The sequence below is a fragment of the Candidatus Magnetobacterium casense genome (genome assembly GCF_000714715.1).
GTDB classification, from domain to species: domain Bacteria; phylum Nitrospirota; class Thermodesulfovibrionia; order Thermodesulfovibrionales; family Magnetobacteriaceae; genus Magnetobacterium; species Magnetobacterium casense.
On the sequence record NZ_JMFO01000016.1, the window covers coordinates 57,621 to 67,580 of the forward strand.

Below are 9,960 nucleotides of genomic sequence, written 5' to 3' on the forward strand. Positions count from 1 at the left end.
TAAAAGTACAAAGCGATAAGAGGTGAATAAAATGGTTATTTCAACAGAGATCGATATTGATAAGGAAGTGTTTGACCTCCTGAGCACCTACGCTAAAGAATGGCAGGTTAGTGAAAACTGGATTATACAAAAAGCCCTTACAGAGTATTTATTCGATAAGTACGATGAGGACCTAAGCGACATGCGGATTGCCTCTCTTTCCGAGGCCGATAGTATTGCTCATGAAGATGTTTTAAAAGAATATGGCCTATCGAGTTAGATGGGAGGTAAGTAGCATATAAAAAACTGATAGAAATTGATATTAAACATGCCGTTAAGATGCTTGACGCTCTAAACAAGCTTGGTGAAAATCCATACGGTGAGGGAAAGGCGTTGGACGGAAAACTCAAGGGAAAGTACAGGTTAAAGGTGGGTGATTACAGGGTCATCTATACGATAAAAGAATCTACGGTTTGGATTATTTCCGTAGGACACAGGAGAGATATTTATAGGTAGCCCTTACGATATATCTCATTTTATTGTTTTTATGGTATAATTAACCATGAAGGCTTTTGTGGTATTTTTTAGTTTGGTGCTTTGTACGGCAAACACCGTTGACTCTGCCGATTCGTTATTCACGCAGGCGGACAGGGATCGGATGATTCGCCTGGAAGTCAGGCTTGAGGAGGGTTTAAAGGCCACAAACCAAAGGATAGATGCCACAAACCAGAGGATCGACGACGCTCTCAAGGCCGTCAACCAGAGGTTCGACAGCGTCAACGAGAGGTTCGATAGCGTCAACCAGAGGTTCGATAGCGTCAACCAGAGGATCGACGATCTCAGAGGATTGATATACGTAATGATCAGCGTAACAGTTAGCGGTATGCTGTTTATTGTCGGTTTCGCCCTATGGGACAGACGGACAATCCTTGCGCCTTTGGCTAAAACCACTAAGGAACTTGAGGCTCATACCGAGAAACTGACACTCGCAATTAAAGCAAAAGCCGAAAAAGACCCGGAACTAAAAGAAGCATTAAAACACGCGGGGTTGCTCTAATCGCTCCTGACCTTGTTTGCATTGTCCAATTTTTGCCATTGTAACGAAAAACCCCGCAACAAGGACATCTCTGCCGCACACCGGCGTGCAACTTTGCTTCAGAGGAGTCTCTTGCTGATCAGTTCGTCCTTGAAGTAGGCATAGTAAATTGGTGCGGCTATTACCCCTGAGATGCCAAAGGCTGACTCCATTATGATCATTGCCAGTAACATCTCCCACGCCTTGGACTTTATCTGAGTGCCTATGATCTTGGCATTTAAAAAGTACTCCAGCTTATGTATTACCACCAGAAAGACCAACGAAGAGATGGCTACATTAAACGAATGATTTAAACTCACAAGGATGATCACCGTATTGGAGATCAGATTGCCCGCCACAGGCAACAGCCCGGCAAAAAAAGTAACCGCTATCAACGTCTTGATCAGGTTCAGATGAACGCCAAACAGCGGCAATACCACGGTCAGATACAGTGTCGCAAAGACCGTATTAATGGCCGATATACGCACCTGGGCAAACACTATACGGTGAAAGGATTGACCTAATCGCACGATACTGCCAAGCATAGCCTGCCCCAAAGGGCCATAATGACGCGTTTCGATGGCCTCATCCAGGGCTATCAGCGCACCCATGACCATTCCAATGAGGATATGGGCAGTGGTTCGCAGGGCCTCCTGACCGGCCAATTGCAGATCGCTTGCATGGTCACGCAACCATGTGGCAATCGCCCCCTTAAGTTCCGCCGTATCGGACGGCAAAAGATGCACAATCCACACCGGCAACGAGTTCAGGGAATCCTCGACAATGTCGGCCATCTTCTGGAGTAACACCGGTAAGTTACCTATGCTGCCACGAAAAAAACTGACCGTTCCTACCGTCATCAGACACACCACGAGTACGATTATAGAGGCAAGCAACGTAACGATTATTATCTTTGAGCCATGACCGCTGATCCCCCTGACCCTGATCTTACTTGAAAGTGTGTGGATAAGCTCAAACACCAGAAGGCCGCTCAACAACGCTGACAGCAAGTTTAATCTCACGATCAACAAAAGCGACACCGTTGCAATCCCCCATGCAATAAAATCATAGGTCGAGATTACAGGTCTGTCGGCTAATTTGTACATCACAGTGGTGATTTTAACATAAGTGGCACATATTTAAAAAGCAGAAGAATGCATAAGTCAGGGCAATCGCATTTGACCGTACCGGTAATAATTGGCAATTCCATAAGGACGCTAAAGCTGTCAAACGCGCTATTTGACCGTGAGCTGCTCGTCATACCGATCCTGTTTCCATCTGTCAGCGAAAATGCCACCAAGTTGCGGTTCTTCATCATGGTCAACCACACCGAGGAACAAATTTGCCAAAGCAGTTAGCTAAAGAGCTTTTCTTGTTCAACCCTCTGTAAAAATACATCAGGGCTAACAATTGGGATACCTTGGAATATCCTCACTTCTTTAAGGTGTTGATCGCCAGAAACGATAAAGTCTGCATGGCCTTCCACGGCACAGGCCAGGAACTTATTGTCAGTGGGATCGCTCTTGATAAAATCAACCTTCAGATTGTCCGGGAGCAATTTGCCGATACTTTCTATCTTCAGCAAGAATGTCTCAAGCCACTGTGAGTTTCGGTGGTGCAATCGTGTTAATTTAGGATAAAATATCACCCTGCGTATTTCATCTAAAATACTGTAAGAGAGCAAAAGTTCCAGTTTTTCATTATAAACCAAGTCAATGATTATAGCTGAATTTGAGTGGGGCTTTAAGACGGCGCTGACAAACTGATTGGTATCAAGGACAACTTTTAGCATCATTAGGCGCTAACTGTAGTTAGTTCCGCCTTTTTAGCCTCCATGACAGCCTCCTCAATGGCTCTGTCAAGCTCTTGAGGGTCTACACCTTTAACCTGTTGCCGGATTTCATCGAGCATCTGAAAAAACTCCTCACGGTCGCTCTTTAGACACTCATACTCCTGTATTGCCGAAAATTCGCTAACCATAGCCATGCCTCCTTAATTCACGCTGTTATAGTTATAGTATAGTTGATAATATCATTGCTGTCAAGTGCAAGGTCAAATCGAGTATAAGTACATGCTGAGGATTGAGTATTATGGGGTCAAGGGGATTTCTTCGTGCCCGGGGCGGGTGCGACCCGCTGCGACAAGATTGCGCCTCGCCCCTCCCCTTGCAGGGGGTTCTGAAGGGGGCCAGGTGCGACTTTTATGGAAGGGGTGCCTCACCCCCTGGAGCGCCAAGAAGCGGAGCCGCCCCCTTCTTTCTTCTTAACCGCCCATGAGGACCTTTAATATTCTTTTGTCCAGGAGGCGCGCGTTTGCAGACATATTCTTTGCAATTGCACGCATGACCTTGACCATTATCGTCGGGGATAGGACCTCAAGTTCGCTAAAGACATCGGCCTTCAAAAGAAACAGATGACTGTCCTGTACCGCAACCGCCTCGGCAGAGTGCTTCTTACGGTTCTCTATTACGGATAACTCCCCAAAGAATTGCCCCTCCTCTATTGTGGCAAAGCGGTTCTCCCAGCCGTGAGACGTATGCCTGACCTCATCGCTCTGGATGTTGCGCAACATTATCAGCATTTTCGTCTTTGTATCAAGCTGCAACTTGCGTTTTATCTCTACCTTACCCGAACTCACCATGTATATGCCACTGGTTGGGTCGCCTTCCTTAAACACAAACCCACCCTTCGTATACTTTCTATCCTCGATGTAAGAGGCCAGCTTACCTACCTCCTCTGCATCAAGCCCTTCAAAAAGACTCTGCTTGACTAATTCATCAACAAGGGCCATAGTCTGTCCACCACCTCTTTATTTTGTATTTTATAAAAAAAACATGCCAAAGACACTGAAACTTACCGGACTAAAATCCTATCAGCAGCTTCAACAACTGCCTGTCAAGGTAACGCACCGTCTTTGAGGCAACCCTTGCCATCGTACGGAATATCTTTAGCATCATCAACGGGTTTTTGGCCTCTATATCGTAAAAGTGATTGGCCCTTATGAGGTACAACTCGCAGTCGTCTACGGCATCGGCGTCGGCGCCATGATGCTTCTTGCCCTCAACTACGGACAACTCCCCAAAATACTGACCCTCTATCAGCGAAGAAAACACCTGTCGCCACCCATAGGGCGTCTTGCGTATTTCGCAGCAGTTCTGCATGTTTCTGACCGTTATGAGCATCTTCGTCTTTAGATCGATGGGAAGCTTCTTGGTTATCTCCACCTCGCCGCTCTTTATGAGAAATATGCCTCTGGTGGGTTCCAGTTCCCTTATTATAGGTGCACCCTTTTCATAGTTTATAGGCTCTACCAGATCGACTAACGTTGCCAACTCCTCATCGCTGAGACCTTCAAACAGTATCTGTTTCTTTAACTCCTCAAATACACTCATCTGCTACCGGCATCCTTAAAGCTCCATTATTTATAATCAAATACTCCAACATGAAGTAGTGTAATTCATTTGTTTGAAATTTGTCAAATCATTAAAAATATTTTTATTTCCGTGACTATTCTCACAGTTTCCAGCATACGCTACCCTTGTCAATAGCCTCAGAGTCCGTCTGCTCTTTTTGCTGACATGCCTTTGAAAACATGCCAAATATACTGTTTTTGCCCGTCTCAACCCACGGCTGATTAAACGGATTGACCCCAAAGAGAAAGCCCAACACCGTCGTAGATATCTCAAAGAACATAAACAACTGCCCGATGTGATAGGCATCCAGATGTGATATATTTATGGTCATGTTTGGCTTGGCCGAGCCGGAGAGGACACACTTTGTGGAGTCGGCAGCAGCCCTGATTAACTCGGTGAGGGAACGACCGGAGAGGTTGGAAAAGCCATCTATCTTTGTAAAGACGTCGGGGATACTTTCATCCTGTCCGTAGTCGTCGATGTTGATGAAGATGACGACCTTGTCCTCCGGGCCCTCCATCCAGAGCTGCAACTGCGAGTGCTGATCGGTCGTGCCCACCGATGGATAAGGCGTTATACCGAAACCGAGCTTGCCCAGACTCTCCGCCCACAGTTGGCAAAACCACTCCGACAGATGCTTCAGGCCATCGGCATAGGGCATCATCACGTTTATGTTGCGCTTTTCTTCGGTGCTCATCAAAAAGAGCAGTGTCGCAAACAGATAGGCGGGATTCTCCCACAGCTCCTTGTTGTTGCACCTGTTGACGATGTCCCTGGCACCCCTGAGTAACTCGTCCGAGTCAATGCCGGCCACCTCAGACATCAGCAGACCTGCCGCACTCAATACCGAATAGCGCCCGACGATATCCGAAGGTATGTACAAAAACGGCAGCCTATTTGAGATGATCACATCCCGCATGATGCCCGTGTTGGGATTTGTCGTGATGATAAACCGGTCGGCAACGTCATCACCGAGCACCTTCTGCAGGTGGTGCCACATGACCATGAACGAGGCAATGGTCTCAGCCGTGTTGCCAGACTTTGTCACCACGTTTACCGTTGTTCTGGCTGGATCGATTATAGACAGCACGGCGTGCAGGGTGCGAGGGTCAATATTGTCATAGATAAATATACACGGGCGGCTGACATAGTTGTGAAACGGCTTCAGCGCCTCAAGTATTGCCTTTGGTCCCATGGCAGAACCCCCGATTCCCAACAGGAGAAAATAATCCGAAGATTCCTTTATTTGTGCAGCCATTGTCTTTATTTCGTCTGTTTTCTGATTGGCCAAATCCAAAAAGGCCAGCTCCTTCCACTTCCTCTCTTGTATTTGTTTGTGGGCGCCAAGGACGTTCTCACGCAGTCTCTCTATCTGTGTCAAGGAAAGTCCCTTCTCTCCTATCACCTCTTCCATCATGTTACCAAAGTGAAGCTCAAGCATCTCTCTTCCCCCTTTGCCGCATTCTATCTGCATGGTTGTATTTATTATTTATCTCTGTCATAAAAACACCTTGTAAAATTATATTATATATTGTAGTTTAGTAAATAACAATTATGCTCATAAGATTTATTTTTATCGAGAGCTTGAAGCTGATAAAAAACAACATTACCGTGATTGCCCCCACGGTTGTAGTATCGTTGATGTCGCTGATAATATCAAGTCTCACGCTGGGAGGTTCCGTGGACCTGTCGGGGGCAAAGACCCCTGATGCAATGTTTTTGCTGCTCAAGGACATCTTTGGCCCTCTTCTGATGCTCAGTGTGGTCAGTTACTTTCTCCAGGCGCTTGCCCACGGGGTCACCATTGTCATGGTCAGGGAGGCCATCTTTAGCAGGAAGATATCGGTGGACAGGGCCTTGCTCTTTACGCTGATGAGGATGGACGCCCTCCTGGTTGTGATCGTTGTTGCCGGACTACTTATGTTTTTCGGTATATTTCTGTTTCTAATCCCGTCGATCTTGGTTGGCTACTTTTTCATGTTCACGTTTACCATAATACTCAACGAGGACATCTCCGGCAGGGATGCAATAAAGCGGAGTTTTCAGATGGTCAGGGGCAATATATTCAATTCTCTGATGTTGTTTGCACACCTGAGTATGCTGACCATAACGGTAACCATAGTTACAATGGCCGTTGGGGAGCTGGGCAAGGCCGGCGTGGTGATGTCAACGCTCGTGACGGGGACGTACATGTCCTTTGTGGCGGCAAGTATAACGAGACTCTACATAGAAATAAGGAGGGTTGAACTAAACACATGATAGACTCCCACTGCCATCTTGAGATGCGACAGTTTGACGACGACCGGGAGGCCGTTATCCAAAGGGCGAGGGACTGCGGCATTGAGGCGATGATGACAATTGGCGCCGACGTTGACAGCTCAACGGCTGCCATAAGACTGGCAAATGCCTATCCCTTTATCTACGCCACGGTGGGGATTCATCCACACAACGCCTCAACGTTTGCGGGGCCGGCAACCTATGAGCAACTCAAGGGCCTGTGTGCCGATGCGAGGGTCGTTGCCGTGGGCGAAACGGGGCTGGACTACCACTACGACCACTCGCCGCGACACGTGCAGAGGGATGTCTTTGTGCGGCACATGGAGTTGGCGCAGGAGGTTTCCCTCCCCCTGGTGATCCACAGCAGGGAGGCAAACCAGGACACGCTTGGACTTATCAAAAGCAACGGTGTAAACAATGCGGTGCTGCACTGCTTCTCCGGGGATATGCAGATGGCAGAGGTCTTGGTTGCGCAGGGGTTGTACATATCGTTTTCGGGTGTGGTGACGTTCAAAAAGGCGGAAGCACTCAGGGACATCGCCAGGATGGTACCGGATGACCTGCTGCTCATTGAGACCGACGCCCCCTACCTTGCCCCCCAGCCCTACAGGGGCAAACGCAACGAGCCGTCGTATCTGAGGTACACGGCGGAGGTCATTGCACAGATGCGTGGCATATCGCCCCAGGACGTTGCACGCATAACCTCCAACAACGCCAAGAGGCTCTTTGGCGTGGGCAAGGTCGCATCATCGGGGACGATAACCTACAAGATACGCGATAGTCTCTACATAAATCTGACAAATCGTTGCACAAACGAGTGTGTCTTCTGCATCCGTTACAAAAATGACTTCGTAAAGGGTCACAACATGCGTCTGTCACGGGAGCCGGAGGTGGACGAAATCGTTGCGGCCATAGGCGATCCTACGGTGTACAGGGAGGTTGTCTTTTGCGGTTACGGTGAACCTCTGATCAGGGCTGATGTGGTCAGGGGCGTTGCCGCATACGTCAAGGCAAGGGGTGGCATGGTCAGGGTCAACACAAACGGCCAGGGCAACATCATCAACGACCAGGACGTGTTGCCGCAGCTATCCGGGCTTGTCGATCACATCAGCGTGAGTCTCAACGCCCAGGATGCAAAAACGTATGAGCTGTTGTGCAAGCCGTTACTTGAGGGTGCTTACGAGGGACTGTTGAGGTTTGTCAGGGAGGCACGGCAGTACATTCCGGTGATTACGCTGACGGTGGTTGAGATGCCCGGCGTGGATGTTGCGGCGTGTCAGGCCATAGCAAGAGACCTCGGCGTCAACTTCAGGGTCAGGCACCTCGACGTCGTGGGGTAAAAGAGAAAAGAAAGAAGGGGGAAGGACTCTGTCCTTCCCCCTCAGACCCCTATCCTGCAAGGGGACCAGTCCCCTTGACCCCATTATTCTTACATGATGTGGCATTGTTACTACCCTGTTAAAAGGCATGGATTCCTGCTCCCTTCCCTGTTCAAGCCAGGGACATGGTTCGCAGGAATGACAGTTACAGCCGTTTTCCAAGTGTGTCATTCCTGGCTTGACCAGGAATCCAGTATGCGTAAAAGTATAGTTACCGTGAAATATGAAGAAGATACTAATTTTTTTTGTTGTGACACAAGGCAATTCGTTCTATTGACTTTTATAAAATACTTGTTATATCATCGTAATCAAGTAATGCCAGCAAGGAGGTATTAAATATGGCTAAAACCATTAAAGTTCGCTTCACATCGGAAGTGGTTAAGCTATTGGAAAAGGCCAAAATTCCTAAAGGTGCAGAACTAACCATTATCTTTGAAGACGAAAAGGAAAAAGAGCAGAGTCAGCCCATAGTCAATGGCAAATGGGCTGCTGTGGCGAGGGAGATGTCCGAGGAAAATCTATTAGCTGACATGGAGACAGACTTTTTCCAATGGCGCCAGGAATTTCGGAATAACTTTACTTTCAAAGAATCTTTTTTTAACAAAAACGGGAATGAGTAAGTATCTTTTAGACACCAATATATTAGGTTACCTGGAAATGAAATATGCTCCGAATCATGAGGCCATAGAAAAACGAATCGCCAGATTGAATGACGAAGATGAAATTTATGTGTCTGTATTGGCTATATATGAAATGTACTATGGCGCTATTCGTTGTACACCAGAGAATAGACCTAAAATGCTGTCTATGATTAGATCAGTAAAGCAAAGATTTATAATTTTACCCCTGCAAGAAGATGGAGCAGAGGTTTATGGAATATTAAAAACAATATATGAGGAAAAAATAGGGATAGGCAAAAAAGAAATAACCAAACATAATATAGACTTTATCTTAGCCGCTTCCGCTGTTACTGCTAAAACGATTCTTGTAAGCAATGATGCTATATTTAAAAACATTCAAGAAATATATCCTAAACTCAGGTTAGAAAATTGGATAACAGTAAATTAATGCCCATGACGACCAAAATAACATGTTGCATTAATTTTAACGCTATGTTTATAATATCCGATGAAGGCAATTTTGCGATGTCGTTAAAGAACATTAGCAAGGAGGTTTTTTTAATGTCCCAGAGAGATAAAACGGCTCTTGATATGCCAGGATATCCCAATTTTGGCGCCGTTCTTGCTCTCTGATAATTTATCCGGACGGATTGTTTCAGTTTTTACATCATAGACCCAAGATAATACGCACCCTGTTTTCCACCAAGCTCATTTTTATCTCTGACACACGGCCTATGTACTTCAAAAGGCGTGCTGTAGAAATCGAACGTATATTTTCACACTTAGGATTTGTCCACAAATAACTTGTACAAATGGTGTCTAAATATGTTATGATCAAAAAGTGCAAAGCGATACCGAACTTATGATACAAAGAAAATTTGAAGTACTCAAAGATGTTTTAGACGAACAAGGCAGACGAATGTGGGCTGCAGTGGAAGCCGAGGCATTGGGACGAGGAGGAGTTACTTCAGTTTCCAGATCTACTGGTCTTTCGCGGACAACGATATATGAAGGAATTAGACGTATTGCTGAATCAAAGGAAAAACCTTCAAAAGGGAAAAAGAAGATACGTTTACCTGGAGGTGGACGCAAGCCGGTTGTTGAAACAGACCCATCCGTGCTTGTAGATATTGAGGGGTTGGTAGATCCGGTTACCCGAGGAGACCCTGAGTCTCCATTACGGTGGACCTGGTAAGAGTGTTCGTAATCTTGCTGTTG

The 9,960-nt window shown here is 46.6% G+C and carries 16 protein-coding genes; 9 read left to right on the forward strand and 7 right to left on the reverse strand.

Features of this window, described 5'->3' with window-relative positions:
* Nucleotides 1-31: 31 nt before the first annotated feature.
* Genes Mcas_RS09805 through Mcas_RS09815 form a run of 3 tightly spaced genes read left to right on the forward strand, consistent with a single transcriptional unit; the run spans nucleotide 32 to nucleotide 1,036 of the window.
* Nucleotides 32-259, forward strand: coding sequence for a hypothetical protein (locus Mcas_RS09805; protein ID WP_040335348.1), 228 nt, complete (start codon nucleotides 32-34; stop codon nucleotides 257-259).
* Between the two features lie 59 nt (nucleotides 260-318).
* Nucleotides 319-495 carry a type II toxin-antitoxin system RelE family toxin gene (locus Mcas_RS17660; RefSeq protein ID WP_081853759.1) on the forward strand — a complete coding sequence of 59 codons (177 nt, stop codon included), beginning with the start codon at nucleotides 319-321 and terminating at the stop codon, nucleotides 493-495.
* A gap of 58 nt (nucleotides 496-553) precedes the next feature.
* A complete protein-coding gene (locus Mcas_RS09815; RefSeq protein ID WP_040335349.1) occupies nucleotides 554-1,036 on the forward strand; it encodes a hypothetical protein in 483 nt (160 codons plus the stop codon).
* Nucleotides 1,037-1,134: 98 nt separating this feature from the next.
* Here Mcas_RS09815 and Mcas_RS09820 read toward each other — a convergent pair whose 3' ends face one another.
* Nucleotides 1,135-2,160: an AI-2E family transporter gene (locus Mcas_RS09820; protein WP_052567112.1), complete on the reverse strand. Its 1,026-nt coding sequence runs from the start codon at nucleotides 2,158-2,160 to the stop codon at nucleotides 1,135-1,137.
* 72 nt (nucleotides 2,161-2,232) lie between these two features.
* On the opposite strand from Mcas_RS09820, the gene Mcas_RS09825 reads away from it, so the two are divergent.
* Nucleotides 2,233-2,412, forward strand: coding sequence for a hypothetical protein (locus Mcas_RS09825; protein ID WP_040335350.1), 180 nt, complete (start codon nucleotides 2,233-2,235; stop codon nucleotides 2,410-2,412).
* Here Mcas_RS09825 and Mcas_RS09830 read toward each other — a convergent pair.
* The 5 genes from Mcas_RS09830 to Mcas_RS09850 form a co-directional block, all read right to left on the reverse strand.
* The gene (locus Mcas_RS09830) at nucleotides 2,409-2,849 is read right to left on the reverse strand and encodes a putative toxin-antitoxin system toxin component, PIN family (RefSeq protein WP_200873677.1); all 441 of its coding nucleotides are present in this window, start codon (nucleotides 2,847-2,849) and stop codon (nucleotides 2,409-2,411) included. The genes Mcas_RS09825 and Mcas_RS09830 overlap by 4 nt on opposite strands.
* Nucleotides 2,849-3,034: a hypothetical protein gene (locus Mcas_RS09835; protein ID WP_040335351.1), complete on the reverse strand. Its 186-nt coding sequence runs from the start codon at nucleotides 3,032-3,034 to the stop codon at nucleotides 2,849-2,851. The genes Mcas_RS09830 and Mcas_RS09835 overlap by 1 nt, the downstream gene beginning before the upstream one ends.
* Before the next feature lie 282 nt (nucleotides 3,035-3,316).
* Nucleotides 3,317-3,844, reverse strand: coding sequence for a cyclic nucleotide-binding domain-containing protein (locus Mcas_RS09840; RefSeq protein WP_040335352.1), 528 nt, complete (start codon nucleotides 3,842-3,844; stop codon nucleotides 3,317-3,319).
* A gap of 70 nt (nucleotides 3,845-3,914) precedes the next feature.
* Complete coding sequence (locus Mcas_RS09845; protein WP_040335353.1) at nucleotides 3,915-4,445, reverse strand: cyclic nucleotide-binding domain-containing protein; 531 nt, start codon at nucleotides 4,443-4,445, stop codon at nucleotides 3,915-3,917.
* 121 nt (nucleotides 4,446-4,566) lie between these two features.
* Nucleotides 4,567-5,940 (reverse strand): phosphoglucose isomerase-related protein, encoded by a 1,374-nt coding sequence (locus Mcas_RS09850; protein WP_081853760.1) that lies wholly within the window; start codon nucleotides 5,938-5,940, stop codon nucleotides 4,567-4,569.
* A gap of 80 nt (nucleotides 5,941-6,020) precedes the next feature.
* Between Mcas_RS09850 and Mcas_RS09855 the strand changes: the two genes are divergently transcribed.
* The 4 genes from Mcas_RS09855 (at nucleotide 6,021) to Mcas_RS09870 (ending at nucleotide 9,190) form a co-directional block, all read left to right on the forward strand.
* A complete protein-coding gene (locus Mcas_RS09855) occupies nucleotides 6,021-6,725 on the forward strand; it encodes a hypothetical protein (RefSeq protein WP_040335354.1) in 705 nt (234 codons plus the stop codon).
* The gene (locus tag Mcas_RS09860) at nucleotides 6,722-8,083 is read left to right on the forward strand and encodes a TatD family hydrolase (protein WP_040335355.1); all 1,362 of its coding nucleotides are present in this window, start codon (nucleotides 6,722-6,724) and stop codon (nucleotides 8,081-8,083) included. The genes Mcas_RS09855 and Mcas_RS09860 overlap by 4 nt, the downstream gene beginning before the upstream one ends.
* 377 nt (nucleotides 8,084-8,460) lie before the next feature.
* Nucleotides 8,461-8,742, forward strand: coding sequence for an antitoxin family protein (locus Mcas_RS09865; RefSeq protein WP_040335356.1), 282 nt, complete (start codon nucleotides 8,461-8,463; stop codon nucleotides 8,740-8,742).
* Nucleotides 8,735-9,190: a type II toxin-antitoxin system VapC family toxin gene (locus tag Mcas_RS09870; RefSeq protein ID WP_040335357.1), complete on the forward strand. Its 456-nt coding sequence runs from the start codon at nucleotides 8,735-8,737 to the stop codon at nucleotides 9,188-9,190. The genes Mcas_RS09865 and Mcas_RS09870 overlap by 8 nt, the downstream gene beginning before the upstream one ends.
* A gap of 219 nt (nucleotides 9,191-9,409) precedes the next feature.
* On the opposite strand, the gene Mcas_RS19225 is transcribed toward Mcas_RS09870, so the two are convergent.
* Nucleotides 9,410-9,613: a type II toxin-antitoxin system PemK/MazF family toxin gene (locus Mcas_RS19225; RefSeq protein WP_200873678.1), complete on the reverse strand. Its 204-nt coding sequence runs from the start codon at nucleotides 9,611-9,613 to the stop codon at nucleotides 9,410-9,412.
* Between Mcas_RS19225 and Mcas_RS09880 the strand changes: the two genes are divergently transcribed.
* Nucleotides 9,605-9,937: a hypothetical protein gene (locus Mcas_RS09880; protein ID WP_040335359.1), complete on the forward strand. Its 333-nt coding sequence runs from the start codon at nucleotides 9,605-9,607 to the stop codon at nucleotides 9,935-9,937. The genes Mcas_RS19225 and Mcas_RS09880 overlap by 9 nt on opposite strands.
* The last annotated feature ends 23 nt before the right edge of the window (nucleotides 9,938-9,960 follow it).

What these genes read in the sequence shown, in the direction of transcription:
- Mcas_RS09835 (WP_040335351.1), bottom strand. Translation starts at nt 3,034, where the DNA reads ATGGTTAGCGAATTTTCGGCAATACAGGAGTATGAGTGTCTAAAGAGC.
- Mcas_RS09855 (WP_040335354.1), top strand. Translation starts at nt 6,021, where the DNA reads ATGCTCATAAGATTTATTTTTATCGAGAGCTTGAAGCTGATAAAAAAC.
- Mcas_RS09865 (WP_040335356.1), top strand. Translation starts at nt 8,461, where the DNA reads ATGGCTAAAACCATTAAAGTTCGCTTCACATCGGAAGTGGTTAAGCTA.
- Mcas_RS09830 (WP_200873677.1), bottom strand. Translation starts at nt 2,849, where the DNA reads ATGATGCTAAAAGTTGTCCTTGATACCAATCAGTTTGTCAGCGCCGTC.
- Mcas_RS09820 (WP_052567112.1), bottom strand. Translation starts at nt 2,160, where the DNA reads ATGTACAAATTAGCCGACAGACCTGTAATCTCGACCTATGATTTTATT.
- Mcas_RS09840 (WP_040335352.1), bottom strand. Translation starts at nt 3,844, where the DNA reads ATGGCCCTTGTTGATGAATTAGTCAAGCAGAGTCTTTTTGAAGGGCTT.
- Mcas_RS09850 (WP_081853760.1), bottom strand. Translation starts at nt 5,940, where the DNA reads ATGCAGATAGAATGCGGCAAAGGGGGAAGAGAGATGCTTGAGCTTCAC.
- Mcas_RS09860 (WP_040335355.1), top strand. Translation starts at nt 6,722, where the DNA reads ATGATAGACTCCCACTGCCATCTTGAGATGCGACAGTTTGACGACGAC.
- Mcas_RS09880 (WP_040335359.1), top strand. Translation starts at nt 9,605, where the DNA reads ATGATACAAAGAAAATTTGAAGTACTCAAAGATGTTTTAGACGAACAA.
- Mcas_RS17660 (WP_081853759.1), top strand. Translation starts at nt 319, where the DNA reads ATGCTTGACGCTCTAAACAAGCTTGGTGAAAATCCATACGGTGAGGGA.
- Mcas_RS09845 (WP_040335353.1), bottom strand. Translation starts at nt 4,445, where the DNA reads ATGAGTGTATTTGAGGAGTTAAAGAAACAGATACTGTTTGAAGGTCTC.
- Mcas_RS09870 (WP_040335357.1), top strand. Translation starts at nt 8,735, where the DNA reads ATGAGTAAGTATCTTTTAGACACCAATATATTAGGTTACCTGGAAATG.
- Mcas_RS09805 (WP_040335348.1), top strand. Translation starts at nt 32, where the DNA reads ATGGTTATTTCAACAGAGATCGATATTGATAAGGAAGTGTTTGACCTC.